Origin of the sequence: Urbifossiella limnaea (genome assembly GCF_007747215.1) — a bacterium.
GTDB classification, from domain to species: Bacteria; Planctomycetota; Planctomycetia; order Gemmatales; family Gemmataceae; genus Urbifossiella; species Urbifossiella limnaea.
Genome location: NZ_CP036273.1, coordinates 6,761,198 through 6,782,029, shown reverse-complemented (window position 1 = coordinate 6,782,029; position 20,832 = coordinate 6,761,198). Strand labels below are relative to the sequence as shown.

At 68.2% G+C, this 20,832-nt stretch carries 15 protein-coding genes and 1 tRNA gene; 11 read left to right on the top strand and 5 right to left on the bottom strand.

The features are described 5' to 3' along the window. Positions 1-39 precede the first annotated feature (39 nt). The 7 genes from ETAA1_RS27535 to ETAA1_RS32460 all read left to right on the top strand — a co-directional run bounded on the left by ETAA1_RS27535 (position 40) and on the right by ETAA1_RS32460 (position 4,704). Positions 40-2,883, top strand: a complete 2,844-nt coding sequence (locus ETAA1_RS27535; protein WP_145243840.1) for a DNA primase family protein — start codon at positions 40-42, stop codon at positions 2,881-2,883. A 173-nt stretch (positions 2,884-3,056) separates the two neighbouring features. Next, positions 3,057-3,182, top strand: coding sequence for a hypothetical protein (locus ETAA1_RS33590; protein WP_261341998.1), 126 nt, complete (start codon positions 3,057-3,059; stop codon positions 3,180-3,182). Positions 3,183-3,268: 86 nt separating this feature from the next. After that, positions 3,269-3,664: a hypothetical protein gene (locus ETAA1_RS27530; RefSeq protein WP_145243839.1), complete on the top strand. Its 396-nt coding sequence runs from the start codon at positions 3,269-3,271 to the stop codon at positions 3,662-3,664. Continuing rightward, positions 3,658-3,864, top strand: a complete 207-nt coding sequence (locus ETAA1_RS27525; protein ID WP_145243838.1) for a hypothetical protein — start codon at positions 3,658-3,660, stop codon at positions 3,862-3,864. Before ETAA1_RS27530 ends, ETAA1_RS27525 begins: the two co-directional genes overlap by 7 nt. Beyond that, positions 3,861-4,328 (top strand): hypothetical protein, encoded by a 468-nt coding sequence (locus ETAA1_RS27520; RefSeq protein ID WP_145243837.1) that lies wholly within the window; start codon positions 3,861-3,863, stop codon positions 4,326-4,328. Before ETAA1_RS27525 ends, ETAA1_RS27520 begins: the two co-directional genes overlap by 4 nt. Next, entirely contained in the window at positions 4,325-4,540 is a 216-nt protein-coding gene (locus ETAA1_RS27515) for a hypothetical protein (RefSeq protein WP_145243836.1), read from the top strand. The genes ETAA1_RS27520 and ETAA1_RS27515 overlap by 4 nt, the downstream gene beginning before the upstream one ends. Beyond that, the gene (locus tag ETAA1_RS32460) at positions 4,537-4,704 is read left to right on the top strand and encodes a hypothetical protein (protein WP_202920451.1); all 168 of its coding nucleotides are present in this window, start codon (positions 4,537-4,539) and stop codon (positions 4,702-4,704) included. Before ETAA1_RS27515 ends, ETAA1_RS32460 begins: the two co-directional genes overlap by 4 nt. Before the next feature lie 127 nt (positions 4,705-4,831). On the opposite strand, the gene ETAA1_RS27510 is transcribed toward ETAA1_RS32460, so the two are convergent. Further along, positions 4,832-5,218, bottom strand: a complete 387-nt coding sequence (locus ETAA1_RS27510) for a transposase (RefSeq protein ID WP_145243835.1) — start codon at positions 5,216-5,218, stop codon at positions 4,832-4,834. A gap of 166 nt (positions 5,219-5,384) precedes the next feature. Between ETAA1_RS27510 and ETAA1_RS27505 the strand changes: the two genes are divergently transcribed. From ETAA1_RS27505 to ETAA1_RS27490, 4 genes are all read left to right on the top strand, one after another. Further along, positions 5,385-5,951 (top strand): ECF-type sigma factor, encoded by a 567-nt coding sequence (locus tag ETAA1_RS27505; protein WP_145243834.1) that lies wholly within the window; start codon positions 5,385-5,387, stop codon positions 5,949-5,951. Positions 5,952-6,029: 78 nt separating this feature from the next. After that, entirely contained in the window at positions 6,030-8,306 is a 2,277-nt protein-coding gene (locus ETAA1_RS27500) for a serine/threonine-protein kinase (RefSeq protein ID WP_145243833.1), read from the top strand. Positions 8,307-8,405: 99 nt separating this feature from the next. Beyond that, positions 8,406-8,648 (top strand): ECF-type sigma factor, encoded by a 243-nt coding sequence (locus ETAA1_RS27495; RefSeq protein WP_315851282.1) that lies wholly within the window; start codon positions 8,406-8,408, stop codon positions 8,646-8,648. Positions 8,649-8,731: 83 nt separating this feature from the next. Then, the gene (locus ETAA1_RS27490) at positions 8,732-12,340 is read left to right on the top strand and encodes a protein kinase domain-containing protein (RefSeq protein ID WP_202920450.1); all 3,609 of its coding nucleotides are present in this window, start codon (positions 8,732-8,734) and stop codon (positions 12,338-12,340) included. Between the two features lie 66 nt (positions 12,341-12,406). On the opposite strand, the gene tnpC is transcribed toward ETAA1_RS27490, so the two are convergent. From tnpC to ETAA1_RS27470, 4 genes are all read right to left on the bottom strand, one after another. Further along, on the bottom strand, positions 12,407-15,880 hold the full coding sequence (gene tnpC / locus ETAA1_RS27485) for an IS66 family transposase (RefSeq protein WP_145243830.1): 3,474 nt from the start codon (positions 15,878-15,880) through the stop codon (positions 12,407-12,409). Then, positions 15,877-19,167, bottom strand: coding sequence for a DISARM system SNF2-like helicase DrmD (drmD, locus tag ETAA1_RS27480; protein WP_145243829.1), 3,291 nt, complete (start codon positions 19,165-19,167; stop codon positions 15,877-15,879). The genes tnpC and drmD overlap by 4 nt, the downstream gene beginning before the upstream one ends. A 122-nt stretch (positions 19,168-19,289) precedes the next feature. Next, a complete protein-coding gene (locus tag ETAA1_RS27475; protein ID WP_145243828.1) occupies positions 19,290-20,480 on the bottom strand; it encodes a tyrosine-type recombinase/integrase in 1,191 nt (396 codons plus the stop codon). Positions 20,481-20,590: 110 nt separating this feature from the next. Continuing rightward, positions 20,591-20,667: transfer RNA gene (locus ETAA1_RS27470), tRNA-Arg, on the bottom strand. Positions 20,668-20,832: the final 165 nt, after the last annotated feature.

Genomic DNA, 20,832 nt, shown 5'->3' with positions numbered 1-20,832 from the left:
GGGTGGCACCTGAGACAGGCACCGAGGTCGAGTTGCCTCATGGTTCGAACCAACACCGACGACGGCGCGGCCTCCTCATCGGATGTGCCCGAACCGGACCCGACGGCCGCCGCCGCATGGCACGCCGCGGCCGACCGCCTCACCGAGTGGGCGTGGGACCGGCTCGCGGTGAGGGTGGACCGCTACGGCGGGTACTACGTCAAGGACGGACGCGTCGAGAAGTGCGCGAAGCCCCCGCAGGGGCCACAGCCCCACGCCTTCAACAAGGCCGTCCTCAAGCAACACTTCGAGGCGCGGGGCTCGGGCGATGTGGCCGGCGGCTACCCGCTCACCGCCCCGACCGAGACCGACCCCTGCGTCGGGAAGTGGGTCGGGATCGACTGGGACAACCACGACCACCTCCCCGAGGTCGCGGCCCGGAATCTCCGCCACGTCCTCCACGTCTACCGCCGACTCATCGGCCTCGGGTTCCGCCCGCTGCTCTGCACCTGGGGCGGAGGGGGGTATCACCTGTGGGTCTTCATCGACGGGAAGGTTCCCGGCCCGATCCTGCACGCGTTCGGGCGGTGGCTCGTCGCGGATCACGAGGCCTTCGGGATTCCCGGGCCGCCAGAGTCGAACCCCAAGAAGCCGTCGATCCCGAAGTTCGGGAACTTCCTCCGGTTCCCCGGCCGGCACCACACCCGGGACGTGTGGGCGATCGTGTTCGACGGGGAGGGCTGGGTCCAGGGCGCGGCCGCGGTCGAACACGTCCTCTCCCTCCCGCGTAGCCCGGTCGCACTGATCCCGCCCGGGGCGGCGCCCGTCCCGAAGCCCGAGCGGCCGAAGCGGCTGTCCGTCGTCCACACCACCGCCGGGGTGCAGTTCGAGCCGCAGGTCCACCCGCGCGACGTGTTCGCGGAGTACAACCGGCGAGTCGAACTCGGCATGGTCGTCGCCTGGCACGAGCAGCTGGGCGGGCACGAGGTGACGGGCCGGGGGGTCGACCGGGTCGAGTTCCGGCGGGGCGGGAAGGACGGGGGCGGGAACAGCTTTAACGTCGCTGTCCGGGACGGCGTCCCGGTGACGTACAACTTCTCGTCCAACGCCGGCATCCCGCACAACGACGGGCTCGGCCCGTCGCAGGTCCGGTGCTTCTACGAGAAGGGGGCGTGCGACACCCGCACGATGCGGGAGTTCGCGGCTCGACTGCGAGGGGAGCTCGGGTGGGACAAGGCCGAGAGCAGCCCCGGCGGGCACGACGACGGCACGGCCGGCGGGGGGGCCGCGCCCCCACCGCCGGCCGCGGCAGCCGCACCCGCGGGGGACCATTTCGAAGGGACGCCCGAGCACACCGACCTGGCCAACGCCCGGCAGTTCGTGGCCGACCACCGGGACAACGTCATCTTCGCCGACGACCTGAAGTGCTACTTCGTCTTCAACGGGAAGGTCTGGGAGCGTGACCCGAACGGCAACATCGCCGGGCGGCTGGCCCAGCAGACCGTCCGGCGGATGGCGTTGGCCGCCGCGAGGCGGGTGGGCGACGCGGCGCTGGCCGTGGCTGCGGCTGTCACCGAGGACGAGAAGAAGGCGGCAGATCGGGTCAAGGCGAAGGCCGAGGCGGACCTCCGCTGGGCGAAGGGCTCGTGCAACGAGAAGCCGATCCGGAGCATGGTCGCCCTCGCCCGGGTCCACCTCCGCATCCCGAACGCCGGGGACGTGTTCGACACCCAGCCGTGGCTCCTGAACTGCACGAACGGGACGGTCAACCTGAAGACCGGGGAGCTGCTGGGGCACCGCCGCGAGGACATGATCACCAAGCTGTGCCCCACCCGGTACGTGTCCGGGGCGGTCGCGCCGGCGTACCGGGCGTTCCTCGCGTCGGTACTCCCCGACCCGGACCTCGCCGGGTACATCCGCTACCTGAGCGGGTACGTCGCCACCGGGGAGGTGATGGACCAGTCGCTCCTCATCTGCCATGGCACCGGGGCGAACGGGAAGACGACCCTCCTGGAGGCCTGGGTCGGGGTACTCGGGGCCGGCCAGTACGCCGTCACCGCCCCGCCCGAGTTGATCGTCGGCGGGGGCGAGACCCGCCACCCGGTCGAGAAGACCGTCCTCCGCGGGGCCCGGCTGGCGGTGTGCCAGGAGACGGACGACGACGAGGCGATCGACGCCAAGCGGGTGAAGGCGCTGACCGGCGCGTCCCGGGTCCAGGCCCGGGGGATGCGGGAGAACTTCAGCGAGTTCCCCCCGACCCACAAGCTCGTCCTGGCCACCAACCCGCTACCGCGTGTCAAGTCCAACGACCACGCCACCTGGCGGCGGGTGCGGGTGGTCCACTTCGCGGTACAGTTCTGGACCGACCTCGACCGCTTCCGCGGCCCGGACGGGGAGTACCCACCCGAGCTCCGGGCCGACCCGCTGCTGCCGGAGAAGTTGGCCGCCGAGGCCGAGGGCATCCTGGCCGACATGGTGGAGCACGCCGGGCTCTTCTACGCCCGCGGGAAGGAGGTCCCGGTCCCGCCGGTGCTGGCCGAGGCGGTCCAGACCTACCGCCGCGCCGAGGACTCCGTGGGCCGGTTCTTCTCGTCGTGCTGCGTGCCCGCGGGCGACAACCGGGGCCCCGAGTGGCGCGTGAGGGGCGGGCAGTTCTACAAGGCGTACCTCGACTGGTTCAAGGTCGAGATCGACCCGAATGAGGTGGGTCGCGTCGGGTCGAAGGCGTTCGGCGAGCGGGCGGCCGCGGTGTTCCAGCGGAAGACCGTCAGCGGCCTCGACTACTACGCAGTCGCGGTGCGCCCGCTGCTCGGCAAGATTCCCGTCGAGGAGCGGCCCGAGCCCGCACGCCCGAAAGAGGATCGGGCGCGAACCGTCGAGGGGTGGGACGCGCTCCTCGGCTAGGGGTGGTGGTGCGTGGGTGGGGGTTCGAAAGGCGGTTTGGGGTTAATCCCTCGCGAGACTCACCCCCTATAGGGGAGTCAACCCAAAACCGCCTCCCATCCCCCACCCATCCCCCCCTTCGCCGACGAGCGGCGGTCGGGCCTGCTGCTCGAACTGGACCGAAGTACGCGGACGTGGTGTTGGCCCGCGCCGCAGCGACGTTCGGCGACGGCGTGCCGATCCGGCTGGTCGAGGGCGGGGCCGAGGTCGGGTACGCGGACGTGGCGGCCCGCCGCCGGGCCGAGGCGGCCGCGGCGTAAGGGGCGTCGTCCGGGACGGGAAATCGCCCGGAACCCTGCAACAGGGCTGCAAAAGTCTGCAACTCGGGCCGGACGGAGGGGGTGCCATGGCTGCGCAGCGGAAGAAGAACGACGACGCGGTGGTCCTCGCCCTCGCCTGCGGGGCGACGGTCGAGGCCGCCGCGAAGCAGGGCGGGGTGTCCGAGCGGACGGTCTACACCCGGCTCCGCGACCCCGAGTTCCAGAAGCGGGTGAAGGAGGCCCGGACCGACCTCGTCCGGCGGTCGGCGGGGCTGCTGTCGGCGGCGTCGGGCGAGGCGGTGCAGACGCTGCTGGCGCTGATGAAGGAGTCGGCCCCGCCGTCGGTGCGACTCGGCGCCGCGAAGGCCGTACTGGAGCTCGGGATCAAGGTCCGTGAGTTGGCCGAGCTCGAGGCCGAGCTCCGCGAACTGGAGGCGAATATCAAGGCCCTCGGCCCGCCGCGGGAGGTGCGGACGTGGTGACCCGGCATGCCCGGCTCAGCCGGTTGCGAGCGGCTCTGGACGCCGTCGTGGCGGTCGCGGCCGCCCCGCCGACGGAGGTGTGGCTGCCGGTCAAGGACGGCGGGACCGAGGTGCCGGGCCGCTACCCGATGCCCGGGGGGAAGGCCGTCCTCGTCCTGTACGCCGACGACGACTCTGCCGCGACGGAGGAGCCCGCATGAGCACCCGCGCCCTCGGCCGCCGCCTCGCCGACCTCGCCCGCCGCCAGGCCGCCGCGGCCGAGCGCCACGCAGCCGTCGCCGCGGTGGTGGACGCGGGGCACGCCGAGCGGGTGGCGTTCCTGATGATGGTCCCCGAGGACCTGCGGATGGCGGTCGGGATCGCCCTGCGCGACCCCGACGGTGACGACGCCCTCCACTCGTGGGTGTCCCGGCCGTTCGCCAGCTGGGCCAGCATCCCGGCCGGGTTCCAGTTCCCGAGGGCGCTGGTCGAGTGGCTCCTGGCCCGGCCACACGCCTGGTTCCTGGGTCACAGTTGCGAGCGGTGCGGGCTCGGGGTGCCGCTGCTCTCTACCTGGTCGAACGACCCCGCCCCGCCGCCCACCATCGTCGTCTTCCCGACGTGCCCGGCGTGCGGCGGGGTCACATCCCACGCCGCCAACTGGTACACGGAGCCGCCGCCATGACCTTGCACGGCCGGGTGGCGAGGCTGAGCCGGCGGCTGCCGGGGCGGCGGCCGAAGGGGGTGCCGACCGACCCGGCGGCGCTGCTCACCGGGCTGCGGGACGGCACGGTGCGGATGGAGGACTTCGACCGGACGGACTACGACCAGTTGAACGCCGTGGCGTACGCGGCGGCGCTGCTGATCGCCCGGATCGGCGTGGAAGGGGCTCGATGATCCGCGGACGGTTGGACGACGAGCAACCACACGGCGTTCACTTCAACACCGACAGGAGCGTGGCGACGGTAATGTTCGACGGCCCCGCGCCCGACCCGGCCGTGCTGGCGAGGCTCAAGCAGCGGCTGGGCCCGTCGGGGCTGGCGATTACCGCCCACCCCTGAGGTCGGCCGGGTGCCCCACCAGATCCCTAGCCGAACCCGGTGGGTGTCGGGTAGACGAGCGAAGGCTCCAGGACGGTCACCGTCACTTCGTCCCCGCGTGTTCTGCGTCCGGTAGCCTAGTGCAGTCTCAGGTGACATGCTGTTTGAGCGGTTCGGTGGGTGCGCACCCGAAGTGGGAACACACCCGGTCCTTGACCTCGTCGGCGGTGAGTTTCCGGTCGGGCTCGACGATGGCTCGCTTGCCGTGCATCCACTTGGGCTCGATCGGGTTCAGCCACTGGGCCTTGACCGGCAACCCACACACCCGGATGCGGCACCCCCGCTTGGTCCGCGGGACCCGCCGGTTGTGTGTCTCGATCCACCGCCGGACCCGCTTGCTGACGTGCCACGCGGCGTTATCCCAGACCAGCACGAACACCTTCTTCCCCTCGCCCGCGAACACCCCACACGCCCACCCCAGGAAGTCCTCGGTCACCTGGCTGACCGGCCGACCGTCCACGAACCGCAGCAGCATCCCGCCCGTGTCCTGGCGGTAGATCGTAGCCGTACGGTGAAATGACGCTCTCGGGGCTGGTTACAGTCGGGGTCGCGGTTCAATGACCGACACCGGGAGTGCGAATCGCGCACCCGGACCCGTTTCCGGCTGACCCGGCCGCCGCGCACCGGTACACTCGGCGGTCATGGCCGACGTCACCCACCTGCTCGACGCCGCCGCGGCCGGCGACCGCCGGGCCGCCGCCGACCTGCTCCCGCTCGTATACGACGAGTTGCGGAAGCTCGCCACCGCCCGCATGGCCGCCGAGTCGCCGGACCACACCCTCCAACCCACCGCCCTGGTCCACGAGGCCTACCTCCGGCTGGTCGGCCCGGCCGACGCGATCCGCTGGGACAACCGCGGGCACTTCTTCGCCGCGGCCGCCGAGGCCATGCGCCGCATCCTGGTGGAAGCCGCACGGCGAAAGGGGGCCGAGAAGCACGGCGGCGACCGCCGGCGGGTCGAGTTGACCGACGTGCCGGCCGAGCCCGAGGTCGACGGCGAGCGGCTGCTCGCCCTGGACGCGGCCCTCACCCGGCTGGCCGCCGAGGACCCGGTCGCCGCCCGGGTGGTCGAGCTCCGGCACTTCGCCGGCCTGTCGGTCGAGGATGCGGCCGCCGCCCTCGGCCTGTCCCGGGCCACCGCCTACCGCCACTGGACCTACGCCCGGGCCTGGCTCAAGGACGCCGTCGCCGGGGCCGACCCGGGCTGACGAACTTTTTTTCCGGATTCCGTGAGACGAACGGGCGGAGTCCTCGCATTGGGGGATGAACCCGAACCCGGAGCGCCCATGCCCGCCGACCCGAAGCGCGTCAAGGAGGTCTTCCTGGAGGCGGCCGAACTGCCCGACGGGGCCGCCCGGTCCGCATTTCTCGACCGCTCCTGCGGGGGCGACGCCGACCTTCGGGGGCGGGTCGAGGTGCTGCTCCGGTCCCACGACCCGGAGGGGAGTTTCCTGGGCACCCCGGCGGCCGTGGTTCCGGACCCGGACGCCGCCGCCACCCGGGCGTTCGAACCGGACCCGGATCATGCCGCCACCCGCACCGGCGGCGGCTCCGCCCCCACCGACGACGAGGTGCCGCTCGGGTTCCTGGTCCCGACCCAGAGGCCCGATTCGCTTGGCCGGCTGGGGCATTACGAGGTGCTGCAAGTGCTCGGCAAGGGCGGTTTCGGCATCGTCTTCCGTGCGTTCGACGACGTGCTCCAACGGGTCGTGGCGGTGAAAGTGATGGCCCCGCAGATCGCGGCCACTTCGCCGGCGCGGAAGCGGTTCCTGCGCGAAGCGCGATCCTCGGCCGCGGTCCGGCACGAAAACGTGGTGCAGGTCTATAAAGTCGTCGAACAGCCACTGCCCTATCTCGTGATGGAATTCATCCCCGGCGAGACGCTGCAGGACAAGCTGAACCGCACCGGGCCGCTGGAGGTGGCCGACATCGTCCGGATCGGCCGGCAGATCGCCGAGGGGCTGGCCGCCGCCCATGCCACCGACCTGATTCACCGGGACATCAAGCCGGGCAACGTGTTGATCGAAAGCGGCGCGCGGAAAACCGTCAAGATAACGGACTTCGGCCTGGCCCGGGCGGCGGACGACGCCAGCATCTCGCAAAGCGGCCTCATCGCCGGCACGCCGATGTACATGGCCCCGGAGCAGGCCACGGGGGAGACGCTGGACCAGCGGGCCGATCTTTTCAGCCTCGGCAGCGTGCTGTACCAAATGGCGTCGGGCCGGCCGCCGTTCCGGGCGAACAGCACGGTGGCGGTATTGAAGCGGGTCGCGGAGGAGACGCCACGGTCCATCCGCGAGATCATTCCGGAAACGCCGCAGTGGCTTTGCGACATCATCACGAAACTGCACGCCAAGAACCCGGACGAACGCTTTCAATCGGCGCGGGAAGTCGCCGATGTCTTCGCCGACTGCGAGGCGCAACTGAAAGCCAATTCGAAGTTGAAGGATTTCAGCCGCATTCCGCTCAGCAAGCAACCCACCACAAGGAAGTCCGGCAGTTGGAAGTGGGCCGCGGCGGCCGTCCTGCTGCTTCCCGTGCTCGCGCTGGCGGTCTCGGAGTTCGCCGGGGTGACGCAGTTGTTCCGGCCGCAGGCGACGACGGACCCGATCACGCCTGTTGCTCAGTCCGAAGTGAAGACGCCGCCGACCGCCATCGCCCCGGCCGCCATCGCCCCGACCACCATCGCCCCGTTCACCGATGCCGACGTCCAGCGGATCGCCGCTCTGGCGGCCGCCGAGCAAGTCGAGGAAGTCCGCAAGGAACTGATGCGCCGCAACCCCGGCTTCGACGGCAAGGTGGAGCACAAGATCGAGGACGGCGTCGTCACGGAATTAAAGATGGTGACGCCCAAGGTGACGGACATTTCCCCGATCCGGGTCTTCAACGCCCTGCGAACGCTCGATTTGAGTGCCAGATCCGTCAATAAAAAGGCGTTCTCTCCGTTGACCGACCTGTCGCCGTTGACGGGAATGAACCTGGCGCGGCTGACGCAGTTGATTCTGACGGATACTCAGGTGAACGACGCCGGGATGGTCAATTTCAAGGACTGCAAGGCCCTGACGCACCTCCATCTCGACGGAACGGACGTGAGCGACCGGGGGCTGGCCCACTTCAAGGACTGCAAGAACCTGGCGAACCTCAAACTGAGTCACACGTGGGTGGGCGACGCGGGCCTAGCCCACTTCCAGGACTGCAAGGGCCTGAATCGCCTCTATTTGAGTTTCACGAAGGTGAGCGACACGGGCTTGGCCCACTTCAAGGACTGCAAGAACCTGACGCACCTGCACCTGAACCGAACGCAGGTGGGCGATGCGGGCCTGGCCCACTTCAAGGGCATGCCTCTGAATGAGTTGGCGATCAATTCAACCGGCATCACCGACCTGACTCCCCTGCAAGGCATGCCGCTGGAAGAAATCTGCCTGACCCCGAAGAGCATCACCAAGGGCCTGGCTCTTCTCCGCGACATGAAAAGCATCAAATCCATCGGAATCCAATACGGTATATTCTGGCCGGCGGCGGAGTATTGGGAGCGCTACGACAAGGGGGAGTTCACGAAGTAACTTGGAGAACCGTGCCTTTGAAGCATCCCCTTCTTCCGACCTTTCGGGCCGTAACTACCCGGTCGTCCCATACCTCTTGGCGGGAAGCGGAAGGTCGGCTTGCGGCTTCCCGGTATCGCCGCCAAGGAGACGCGGGAGGACCTGCTTGCGTTGGATGAGACGCTCGACCGTCTCGCGGAGGAGGATCCGATGAAGGCGGAACTCGTCAAACTCCGCTTTTTCGGCGGCCTTTCCCTTCCGGAGGCGGCCGCCGCGCTGGGCATGCCGGAACGCACGGCCCGCCGCCACTGGACCTTCGCCCGGGCCTGGCTGCGGGATGCGGTCGAAGGGGCGGAAAAATAATTGGATTTTCCGTGGCCGGAATTCCGCCCGGAATACGCACTGTTGTAGGAGCCGCAATTCGAGCCCGAATGGGAGCCGACGCCATGACCTTGGAAGAGATCTTTCAGGCCGCCCTGGACAAACCGGATGCCGCCTCGCGGGACGCCTACCTGGCCAAGGCCTGTGGTGACGCGAAAACGCGCCAGCGTGTGGAGGATCTGCTGGCCGCCCATTTCCGCAGCGGCGCGTTCCTGCAATCCCAGGATGGGACGGAACTGCGCGACGGATCAACCCTCGACAAAACGGAACTCCGGGCGGAATCCACCGACGACAGAACCGTGACCTTCGCGGGGGATGCCGCGCCTTCCTCCAAGCGTTCGGAGGAAGCTGAAAGCTTGCACTTCCTGGCCCCGACCAAGCGGCCCGATTCGCTTGGCCGGCTGGGGCATTACGAGGTGCTGCAAGTGCTCGGCAAGGGCGGTTTCGGCACCGTCTTCCGGGCGTTTGACGACGAGCTCCAACGCGTCGTGGCGGTGAAGGTGATGGCCCCGCAGATCGCGGCCACCTCGCCGGCCCGCAAGCGTTTCCTGCGCGAAGCGCGGTCCTCGGCGGCGGTCCGGAACGAAAACGTCGTGCAGGTCTACGAAGTCGTCGAACAGCCACTGCCCTATCTCGTGATGGAATTCATCCCCGGCGAGACGCTGCAGGACAAGCTGAACCGCACCGGGCCGCTGGAGGTGGCCGACATCGTACGGATCGGCCGGCAGGTGGCCGAAGGGCTGACCGCCGCCCATGCCACCGACCTGATCCATCGCGACATCAAGCCGGGCAACATCCTGCTGGAGGGCGGGGCCGGGCGGGTGAAGATAACGGACTTCGGCCTGGCTCGCGCGGCGGACGACGCCAGCATCTCGCAAAGCGGCCTCATCGCCGGCACGCCGATGTACATGGCCCCGGAGCAGGCCAAGGGGGAAACGCTGGACCAGCGGGCCGACCTGTTCAGCCTCGGCAGCGTGCTGTACCAGATGGCCGCCGGCCGCCCGCCGTTCCGGGCGAACAGCACGGTGGCGGTCTTGAAGCGGGTCGCCGAGGAAACGCCGCGCGCCATCCGCGAGATCATCCCGGAAACGCCGCAGTGGCTTTGCGACATCATTTCCAAGCTGCACGCCAAGAACCCGGAGGACCGCTACCAGTCGGCCCGCGAGGTGGCCGACGTACTCGCCGACTGCGAGGCCCAACTCAAAGCCAATTCGAAGTTGAAGGATTTCAGCCGCATTCCCCGGAGCAAGCAGCCCGCTGCGGGAAAATCAGGACGGTGGAAGTGGGTCGCCGCGGCGGTGCTGTTGCTTCCCCTGATCGCGCTCGCCGTGACTGAGTTCACCGGGGTGACGCATCTATTCCGGTCGCAGGTAACGACTGACCCGATCAAACCTAGTGGCGATCCGACGCCGATAGCCGCAAACAGAATGCCGGACACCGACGGCTGGGTGCAACTCTTCAACGGCAAAGACCTGACGGGGTGGAAAAGGCATCCCGATCAGCCTGGGAATTGGCTCGTGAAAGATGGAGTACTGATCGGTCGCGGTCCCAAGATTTCCCACCTGTTCACCGAGCGGAGCGACTACCGCGATTTCCACCTGCGCCTCGAGTGCCGCGCGGACCATCAGAAAACGGATAGTGGCATATACTTCCGGTGCGGCTTCGACGTTTCCCGCACCTATCCTCCCGGGTACGAATTTTCCCTGGGTCACGACTATGATGGTTCCCTGTACGAGGCGCCGCCGACGGGCAAATTACTCATCCGGAGTGTGCGGACCGCAGAGACGGCGCACGAGTGGCGAACGGTTGACATTATCGTGGTTGGCCCACGGTTTATGGCGAAGATCAACGGGGTCGTAGTTGTGGACTTCACCCACCCGGAGCCCGCGCATCAGTTCGGACACATAGCACTTCAACTCCTGGAGCCGATTCGCAGTTCCTTCGTCCAGTTCCGCAAGATCGAGATCAAGGAGTTGCCGCAGCTGTCAACGTTCAAGAACAGCATCGGCATGGAGTTCGTGATCGTGCCGAAAGGCAAATCGTGGCTGGGCGGCGGCAACGGCAAGCTGGGCGACAAGGAGGTGGAGATCCCGGCCGACTTCTACCTGGGCAAGTACGAGGTCACGCAGGAGGAGTGGCAGAAGGTGATGGGCGCGAACCCCAGCTACTTCTCGCGCGCAGGCGACGGCAAGGACGTGGTGAAAGATATCTCTGACGCCGATATGAAACGGTTCCCGGTAGAAAACGTGTCGTGGGACCAGTGCCAGATCTTTGTGGCGAAGCTGAACCAGCGTGAGAAGGAGACGGGCTGGGTTTATCGGCTGCCGACGGCGACGGAATGGGAGTACGCCTGCCGGGGCGGACCGATGGCGGACAAGCTAGACAGCGCCTTCGACTTCTATCTCACGAAGCCGACGAATACCCTGTTGTCGGAACAGGCGAACACTCAACTCACTGGGCTCAAGCGGCCGTGCAAGGTCGGCTCGTACAGCCCGAACAGACTTGGTCTTTTCGATATGCATGGCAACGTCGCGGAATGGTGTGAAGAAAGTCCCCACGCCACGGCTACAGCCAAAGGCCTCCGCGGTGGCTGCTGGCTCGACGACTCCCGGAGATGGGGGGCGAGGGTCGGCGGCATTTTCCGGGCGGTGGGACAGATGAAAGTCCTCGGCTTGCGTCTGGCCCGCGTTCCGTCGCCCGAAGCGAAGACACCCTCGCTCGCCGTCGCCCCGTTCACCGATGCCGACGTCCAGCGCATCGCCGCGCCGCCGGCCGCCGGGCAGGTCGAGGAAGTCCGCAAGGAGTTGAAGCGACTCAACCCCGGTTTCGACGGCAAGATCGAGCCTACCATAAAAAAGAACGTAGTCACCGGACTGAAATTCAACACCGACGAGGTGGACAACGTCGCCCCCGTGCGGGCGCTGAAGGGGCTCGTTTCTCTCGATTGCAGCGGCATCAAAGAGGTCAAAGGGAAGCTGAGTGACCTTTCGCCGCTCAAGGGCATGGCACTCACCTCGCTAAACATCAGTAATTCAAAAGTCGCCGACCTTTCCCCTCTCAAGGGCATGGCACTCACCTCGCTATACCTTGAACATACAGACGTGACCGACCTGTCGCCGCTCAAGGGGATGCCGCTGGAGTCTCTCAAAATCTACAATAATCTCGTTAAAGATCTATCCCCGCTAAAAGGGATGCCGCTGGTAGTTTTTTGGTGCAACACCGCACCGGTGGACGACTTGACGCCACTGAAAGATATGAAGTTGAAACACTTGGACATTAGAAACACAGCCGTTACCGATCTTTCGCCGCTGAAGGGAATGCCCCTTCAGCGTCTAGATATGGGTGGAACCAAAACGTCTGATCTAACGCCGCTCAAGGGCATGCCGCTCAAAACACTCAAGATCTATCGTACTCAGATCCAGGACCTGACACCGCTACAAGGCATGCCGCTGAAGTCTTTGAGTATGTATGAATCCAGCGTGACCGACCTGTCGCCTCTGAAAGGGATGCAGTTGGAGGACATCCGCCTGACCCCCAAGAACATCACCCAGGGCCTGGACATCCTCCGCGACATGAAGAGCCTCAAAACGATCGGCATCCACTATTTTCCTGAAAAAATCTGGCCGGCGGCGGAGTTCTGGGAGCGCTACGACAAGGGGGAGTTCAAGGAGTAGCGTCGCGGCGGCCGCCGACCGTTCTCCTCGCCGCCGTCCCTCGCATTGGGATAACGCCGTCCGCCGTCACCCCTCTCGGTGACGCGGCTCGCCGCGGGCCTTCGCCCACGCATCCGGCAACAGGTCTCCCAGGTCAGCCCCGGCCCGCCGGGCGGGCAACTCCGACAGGACGTGCGTCAGGTACGACCACGGGTCGAGGCGATGCCGGGTCGCGCTGGCGCAGACGCTGAGCAGCACGGACGCGGTCTTCAACCCGCCGTCACCGCCGACGTGCAGCCAGTTGGTGCGGCCGATCGCGAGCGGACGGATGGCGCGTTCGGCCGCCCCGTTGTCGAGGGCGAACCTCGCGTCGTCGAGGTAACGAACCAAACTCGCCCACTGGTTCCGGGCGTACCCGACGGCCTGACCGAACAGGCTCTTCGGCGTCGCGGAGCGGTGCTGCTCGTCGAGCCAGCCGGCGAACACGGCCAGGATCGGCCCGGCCCGCGTGCGTCGCACCCGCACCACGTCGGCGGCAGTGAACGTCTCGCCCGGTTTCTCCCGTGCAAGCGTGATCTCGCGTTCGACGGCGTAAAGCGTGCGGACGAAGGCCAGGGCCTCGACCGCCCGCGGGTCGGTCGGCTCGGCGTCCACGAAGTACCGCCGGGCGTGCATCCAGCAGCCGAGGTGCCGCACGTCGTTGTGGACGGCGTTGTACCCGTCGTAGGCGTCGGCGTGGACGAACCCGCGGTAGCCGGCGAGGAACGCCTGCGGGAACTCCTGGCGGCGGCCGGCGGTCAGGTCGAAGAGGGTGTATGGGTTCGCGGCGTCGGCGGGGCTATTCACGACGTGGTCGCGGTAGTACTCCTCGCGTTCCGCTGGCTCGTGGCTCGGGATGTCGTGCAGCTTCTCGTAGTCCGCCCGGGCCTGGGCGATGACCTTCTCGGTCGCCAGTTGCTCGTAGTTGAAGAGCGTCGGCGTCTTCTTCGTCGCGTTCTTGATGTCGGTGAGTACGTCACGCATCTCCCGCTTGACGACGCCGTCCCCCGAGCGGCGGTTGCCGACCTTCGGCCCCTTCAGGAACGTCTCGATCCGCTGGGTGCGGGGGCCGTCCTTGCCGTCGCCGCCCTCCCGTTCCCAGGCACACAGCGGGTAGTCCGCTACGCGATCGAGCCAGCAGCCGACGAGTGCGTTGCCGACCTTGATTTTGTGGTCGAGGAACGAGAACGGCAGGCCGGGGTCGAGCGTCTCGACCCAGAGGGACACGCGGGCGAACTCCACCGCGAGCGGGTTGATGTCCACCCCGTAGATGCACCGCTCCACGACGTGCCGCCGGAGCAGGGCTTTCACCCGGTCGGCAAAGAACTCACCTTGCTGCGGGTCGTCGGGGAAGAATCGGACGACTTCCTCGTCCGCCTGCCCCTCCCGGGGCCGGCCGTAGGGGAGCGTGACCTTGTTCGCCTCGGCCGGGTCGTCTAGCTTCATGTGGAAGCAGAGGGAGCGGTACAGGGCCTCGGTCAGGTAGTGGAGGGCCGCGACGAGGAACGACGCCGAGCCGCACGCCGGGTCGCAGACCTTCAGCCCGAGGATCACCTCCGGCCGCTTCGGGGTGAGGGTGCCGTCGTCGGCCTTGTCGTAGCAGAGCGGCTCCAACGTGCGGTGGACGGTCGGCACGGCCAGTTGTGGCCGGGTGTAGAAGGTGCCCGTGCCCTTACGGGTGTTGCCGGCCCTAACGAGGTAGAACTCGCCAGTTGCGACCACCCGCTTGATGAGCCGGTCGGCCACGCCGCCGATGCGGGCCTGGTACTCGGTGTTGGTTTCCCGCCGCCCCTGCTTGGTCACCAGTCCGGCCAGGACGACCGCCTCAGCGGCCCACCGCTTCGCGGCCTCAACCGCGTCGAGGTAATCGCCGCCGTGGACGCCCTCGGGTTCGGCCGGGGCCGCGGCCTCCACCTCGTCAGGGGCGTCGGCCTCGGCGTCCACTTCCTCGCCGGCCGGTTCCTGTTCGTCGCCCTCTTCCTCGGCCTCGTCCGCCTTCCCGCCGCCGGTGACCTTTTCCTTCTTCAGCGTGGTGAGAAGGTCCTTCAGCCCCTTCCGGTCCTTCTCCAGCATCTCCCGGAGGCGGGACAGTGGCAGCACGGGTTCGCGGCCGAGGTTGAGGAACACCTGCGGGCCGACCGCCGCGTCCGTCCGCTTCAGCCGGTAGTCGAGCAGACCTTCGTAAATGAGGCCGATGAACTCGGTGCGGAGGTCGGTGTAGTCCACCGGCCCCTCCACGAAGGTCTTCGCCCGTCCCCGGATCACCGGGAGCGGCCCCCGGAGTAGCTTGCGGAGGACGGCGAACACGGTGGCGTCGGTCACGACCACGCCGTGTTCCAGAACGTGCAGGGCACGCACGACCGGGACGGATGAATCCTCCTTCCCGGGTCGGAACAGCACGCCACCGTAGGCCCGGAGCGGGAACTGCCCGTGGGCCGACCCGCCGTGGATCAGGCGGAACAGCGCCATGAGCCGGGGCCACGCGGTCTCCCGGTTCATCAGCCCCTGGGTGCCGCCCTCGTTCCGGGTGGCCTCCTCCAGCAACTCGTACAGCGACCGGACGCCGTAGGACGAGGCGTACACCGGGTCGTTGACCGGGAGGAGCCCCCGCGACTCGGCGAACAGGCAGACGACGAGCCGCATCACGACGCGGACGGTCGCCTGGAGCAGAGCCTCGTGGGCCTCGGCGTCGGTCAGCGGGCGGGTCGAGTCGGCGGCGACCAGCGGGGCGAACAGGTTCTCGGCCGTGCGGTTGGCCGACGAGGCCTCGTCAAGTAGCAGTTCGACCGCCTGGCGGACGTTCTCGCGGAGGACGCTCGACAGGTCGGCCTGCCGCTTGCGGGAGTCCTCGACGGCCTCCAGCAACCCGGACACGCCGTCCCGGACCGGCTTCAGGCTGTCGGGCGACAGCAGGAGCCGAAGCCCGGCCAACTCCTGGCTACCGTCGCCGTCGTCGAACCAGCGGTCGGCTTCCCACTCGCACCACGACTCGAAGTCGAGGCCGGCGTAGACGAGCCGGAACTGTCGGCCGTTGGTCAGCAGCCCGAGGCGGTGTCCGGTGCCCCGCAGGAGTTCCAGAAACCGGGCGTACGAGGTGCGGCCCCGGCCCCGGCCGACGTGCGGGGAGGGGTCGGTCATCACCAGCAGGGCCGGCGTCGTGCCCTCGGCGTCCGCGAAGACGACGCGGTGAGGCCGGAGCGTCTCGGTGCGGGTGCCGATGCGAACCGTTGTCGTCAGCCGAACCGGGATGTCGTTCGACTTCGCCAGTCGCCCCTGCTTGTGCCCCAAGTACTGCTCCAGCAGCGCGTCCACCCAGGCGAGTGTGACCAGTGTGACCCTCTCTGAGTCCGGCCCGTCGGGCGCCGAGGCGAACCGGGCGGCGGCGTCCCGCAGTTTGTTCGTGACGTGGAACGGCGCCGCGGCCGGGGCGTCGGGGAAACGCTCCAGCATGACGACCGGCGACAAGAGCAGCCCCTGGTGGCGGAGTCGCGACCACCAGGCGTGGGAATCGTTGGGCGTCACCGGCGGGTGTCCTCGGGCGTCGCCGGCACCAGGTACGCGAGGGCCAGGGGTAACACCCGCACCTCACGGAGGGTGTACCGGCGGGGCAGTGTCACTTTGAGCCGGCGGTCCCGCTCGCGGGTCAGGATCTCGCGGGTCCGATCCACGTCCTGCTTGAGGAGCCCCATCTGGGCCTCGATCTCACCGAGCCGCAGTTTGGTCTCCTGGTTGAACTCCTCGAACAGGCTCGGCTGGGCGGCCTCGGCCTCCTGGCGGACGAGTTCGCGGGCCAGCTTGTTGAGTTCCTGCTCGCGGCTCCGGTCCTGAAGCTCGCGGAGGCGGTATTTGTAGCCCTCCTTGGTCGTCTCCGTGTCACGCTCTCGGACGTGATCGGCCTGCTGCTGCATGGACCCTAGGAGCGCCTCCTCCCGACCGCGGCGGTAGGCCTCCAGCTCGCCCCGGTGCTTGAACCACCGCCCCCGGAAGATCCGGACCCAGTCGTCGCGACGGTCGGCCGACTTCACGGGTAGAAATTCGCTCCGCGCCACCTCATGGCCGAACGACTCCTCGACGGGAACGAGCTTGTCCCCCTCGACCCGAAAGACGGCGGACAGCACCTCGTCGTGGAGCGGCTCGCGGAGCTCGTTGACTACCGTGACCGCGTGGTAGAAAACGAGCAGGGCCTCGAACCCGGTTTTCGGCAGCGCCGCGACCGACCAGCGGTAGACGGGGTCGTGCGAGGTGGGGTCATGCAGCTGCCGGGTCAGGGTGGACATGGCCTGCCGCATGACCGGGTGGCCGAGCCGCATCAGGATCTGATGCTTCTTCAGCCGCATCATCTCCCGCCCGCCGATCTCCTCGGTGACCCGGCGGGCGTCGAACACGACCTCCATGCGGTCGGTGCGGGTGCCGACCGTCAACGTCTGCCGGGCCAGTCCTTCCCACCGGGGCGGCGGCTTGAGCCGGAAGCACCCGGGCCGGTCGGCGATCTCCTCCAGGGCCCCCTGGCCCTCGACGGCGAGGGCCGCCCGCATCAGGTCGGTCAGGGCGTCGGGTGAGATCCCGAACCGGGTCTCGGTGCCCTCCAGCAACTCCCTGGCCCGGCGTGCTGCAGCAACGATCTCGTCGTCCCCGGACCGACCCAGTTCCTGCCGCTCGGGGCTGGCGGCGAGTTGCCGGTCCACGACCAGCCCGACCTGTTGGACCGGGGTCGGCTCGCCCTGGAAGTGCCGCTGGATGGCAGCGTCAAAGACGCGTTCGACGCTCCCCAGGTCTTCCCGGACTTGTTCCACTTTCTGTGCGACCTGGTAGAGGAACTCCAGGTCCTCGTCCTCGTCCGACCGGAAGTAGTGGACGTACACGTCGCGGACCTGACCGTGGCGGGACACCCGCCCGTTCCGCTGCTGGAGTCGGCTGGGCGACCACGGGATGTCGTAGTGGAGGACGAACCGACACGACTCCTGCATGTTGATGCCTTCCGACGCCGCGTCCGTCGCCAGTAGCAGCCGGACCGGGGCGGCGGGGTCCTCGAACTCACCCTTGACCGACTCGAACTCGTCGGCCGACATGCCGCCGTAGAGGAGCCGCAGGGTGTTCTTGTCGAACCCCTCCTGGAGCAGCCGCTGTTCCAGGTAGAACAGAGTCTCCTTGTACTCGGTGAACACGATCAGCCGCTCGTCGTCGCGGAGCTTCAGGCCCTTGAAGAGGTTCTTCTTGATCCACCCGACGAGCGCGTCCGTCTTGGAGTCCGACCGCCGGGCGAGGTCGGCCACCTTGCCGGCGTCCTCGACCCGTGTCCGGTCGTACCCAAGCGCCTCCAGGGCGGCATCGACCCGCTGCTGCGGGCCTTCAAGCCCCCGGCCGCTGGTCCGCAGCCACGCCCCGGAGTACCGGGCCGTGTCGTCCTCCAAGGTGGACCGTTCGTCGTCGCTGCGGGCCTCGCCCTCGGCCCGCTCGGCGGAGACGCGGGCCATGTCGAACAGCGTCCCGCTGTCCTCCGGGGCGTCCTCCTGGGTGTGCCGCCACCACGTCCGGGCGAACGCGAACGGGCAGGAGAGTAGTCGCTTGGTCAGCAGGACGCTCACGAACTGGCCGAGCCACCGCTCCTGTGCCGAGGCCCGGTCGAGTGCCGCCCGGCCGTGCCGGCGGTATTCCCGGACGGCCGCGTACAGCTCGACCTCCCGGGGGGAGAGCTTCACGGGGAGGGCGACCGGCTCCTTCTGGTCCGCGAACGGCGGCTTCAGGGACTGCCGGTTGATGTCGTCCTTGAGCCGGCGGACGCGGACCTCGCGGAGTTGCTTCCGGTCCCCCTCGTCCATCTCGGCGGTCATCTGGAACCGGATCGGGTCGAGCAGTTCCAGCAGCCCGGTGAAGGACACGGTCCGGCCGTTGTGAGGCGTCGCCGAGCAGAACAGCCGGTGTTCGAACAGGAACCGGATTTCGCGGAGCATCCGGGTCCGCTGGCTCGCGCGGCCGCCCCCCTGTGGGGCGAAGTGGTGGGCCTCGTCCACGATCAGCAAGTCCCAGGCGGCGTGGGCCGACGCAGCCCTCGTGTCGGTCTCGGCGTCCGGACCGGCACCGGACGCCTGCAAGAACTGCTGGAGCACGTCCGGCTGCCGCAGGTAGTCCATCGAGGCGATGACCCGGGGGAACGCCTTCCACGGGTTGGTGTCGATCCCCACCCGGCGGCGGAGCTGGAAGGTCGAGTCGGCGTCGATCACCTGAAAGTCGAGGCTGAACTTCCGCCGCAGCTCGTACTGCCACTGGCGGGACAGCATGGCCGGGCAGACGACGAGGACGCGGCGGATTCGCCGGCGGAGCAGGAGTTCCTCGAGCACCAGACCGGCCTGGATGGTTTTCCCGAGGCCGACCCCGTCCGCGAGCAGCAGACTGACGCGGTGCATCTGGAGTGCCCGAAGGACCGGCTCGATCTGGTAGGAGTGGACCTGTACGGCCGAGTTCCACACGCCGAGGAGGGGTTCGTCCTCGATGGCGTCGGCCGCCCGGAGGCGGTTCAGCCGGGTCCAGCGGTGGGCGTTGACGAACGCCCGGAGGGCGGCCGGGTTGTCGGGCCGGTTGGCGTCAACGGCCGGGAGCGAGGTCGCCCCGAGGACGCGGGCGGTCGTCTCGGCCTCCCAAAGCAACTGGTCGGCGGCCGGGAAAACACAATCATCGAGGTACTCGACCTCGACCAGATGCAGTCGGCCCTCTGTACGGCCTTCGTAGGGATCAACGGCCCGGACGGTGGCGAGGCGGTTCCGAACGCGGACGGCCTGGCCGACTTCGGGGAGCCGCGTCTCGGTCTGCATGGAACCAGATCTCGCAACGGGTCGGTCAGCCCCGCACTATAAGAACTCAACCAGAACGCAACAAGCGTTCAACCAGTTGCCAGGTCGGTACGGGGTTGCGTCGGGCCGATTATGCAGCCCACTCACCCCATCGCGCGTGCCGCCTCGATCCCCTTCGCCAGGGTCGCCTCGGCGTACACCTGGGTCACGTCCGCCTTCTTGTGGCCGAGCAGCACTTGGGCCGCCTCCAACCCGTGCTTCGCCCGCACCTCGGTTGCAAAACTGTGCCTCAGTTGGCCCGGCGTCCACGGCTCGACCCCGGCCCGCTCACAGGCCCGCCGCACAGCCTGCCCGTATGCAAACCGGGTGTAGCGTTCCCGCGTCTGCCGCACCTTCACCGTCATTGGCTTGCTGCGGTCGAGTTGTGACGGCTGCACCTTCGACTTCCGCGCTGCCCGCATGGCGTCGAACCGCTCCCGCTGCGCCTGCCGCGGGCTGAAGAGCACTTGATCTGGTTCGCGACCGGCGAGCCACGGCTCTATGACCGCCCGGGCCGACGGCGGCAGCGGCACCGCCTTGGTTCTGCCCAGGTGGCTCATTTTGTGCTCCGCCGGCGCGTAGATCCACAGTTCCCCGCTGGTGTCAAGGTCCGCGGGGGTGAGGAGCCGGACCTCGCACGGCCGGAGTCCGGCGAGCCTCTGAACCTGCACCATCGCCCGGAGCGTCGGCGTCATGTGGGGGAGTGCGGCCCGGTATGCGGCTTCGGGGGCCGGCCCGACCGGCTCCGTCTCGTGTGCGGCCGAACGGCCGGTGCGGAGCCCCGCGAGGCAGGCGAGGTCGTGAACGAGCGACCCGGGGACCATCTCCTCGGCCGCCGCCCACTTCCATACCCGCCGGACGCGCCCCACTTGGCGGTTGACCCGCGACCTGCACCACCCCTTCGCCACCATCGCGGTGCGAACGGTCTTGAGCGCCACCGGCCCGAACTCGCGGGCCTGGGTGTGGCCGTACAACTCGCGGACGATCCGCAACGCCTGCTGGTACTCCTTCGTCTCACCGGTCGGCGTACCGTCGGGCTTCCGGTAGAAGGCCTCGGCGTGCTCCTTGAACGCGGCGATGACCTCCGCGACCGTCGGACCCGCTGTGGACGATCGCGCCGACGTGGCAGCGTCGGAGGTGGCCGCAAGCTCGGCACACAGCCGGGCGAACTCGGCCCGGCTCTCCGGCGAGTTGTACCGCCCCAGCGAAACCCACCGGCCGGCGATCCACGCCCGGGCGGTGTTGTTGCGGGGGTGCTTGGAGTAGGTGGGGACGACGTTCTTGGGACGGGGCACGGGGAAGCCTCCTGTGAGGTTTCCGGTCCGCGGACCGGAAACTCAGGCACTTCCGGCCGCACGCCCCATCGGGAGCGGACACCTAAACGGTGTGGCCGTGACAGTTTAGTTGGTACGCCCGCCGGGACTCGAACCCGGAACATCCCGCTTAGAAGGCGGGTGCTCTGTCCAGTTGAGCTACGGGCGCGTGACCGCATGATACCGCGGCCCGGCCGCCGTCGCCACCCGGCGTTGCCCCAACGCTCATTCGTTCAACCCACTCAAGGCGGTCACAAGACCCGACTTCGGTGGGCTCGATGAGGCCAAACGTAATTGCGATCGTGGAGTTGAGTTCACGCGAGGCCGGAATTCG

Excerpts from the sequence above, each read along its gene's own strand:
- ETAA1_RS27535 (WP_145243840.1), top strand. The coding sequence starts at position 40 with ATGGTTCGAACCAACACCGACGACGGCGCGGCCTCCTCATCGGATGTG.
- ETAA1_RS27530 (WP_145243839.1), top strand. The coding sequence starts at position 3,269 with ATGGCTGCGCAGCGGAAGAAGAACGACGACGCGGTGGTCCTCGCCCTC.
- ETAA1_RS27520 (WP_145243837.1), top strand. The coding sequence starts at position 3,861 with ATGAGCACCCGCGCCCTCGGCCGCCGCCTCGCCGACCTCGCCCGCCGC.
- ETAA1_RS27515 (WP_145243836.1), top strand. The coding sequence starts at position 4,325 with ATGACCTTGCACGGCCGGGTGGCGAGGCTGAGCCGGCGGCTGCCGGGG.
- ETAA1_RS32460 (WP_202920451.1), top strand. The coding sequence starts at position 4,537 with ATGATCCGCGGACGGTTGGACGACGAGCAACCACACGGCGTTCACTTC.
- ETAA1_RS27510 (WP_145243835.1), bottom strand. The coding sequence starts at position 5,218 with ATGCTGCTGCGGTTCGTGGACGGTCGGCCGGTCAGCCAGGTGACCGAG.
- ETAA1_RS27505 (WP_145243834.1), top strand. The coding sequence starts at position 5,385 with ATGGCCGACGTCACCCACCTGCTCGACGCCGCCGCGGCCGGCGACCGC.
- ETAA1_RS27500 (WP_145243833.1), top strand. The coding sequence starts at position 6,030 with ATGCCCGCCGACCCGAAGCGCGTCAAGGAGGTCTTCCTGGAGGCGGCC.
- ETAA1_RS27490 (WP_202920450.1), top strand. The coding sequence starts at position 8,732 with ATGACCTTGGAAGAGATCTTTCAGGCCGCCCTGGACAAACCGGATGCC.
- drmD (WP_145243829.1), bottom strand. The coding sequence starts at position 19,167 with ATGCAGACCGAGACGCGGCTCCCCGAAGTCGGCCAGGCCGTCCGCGTT.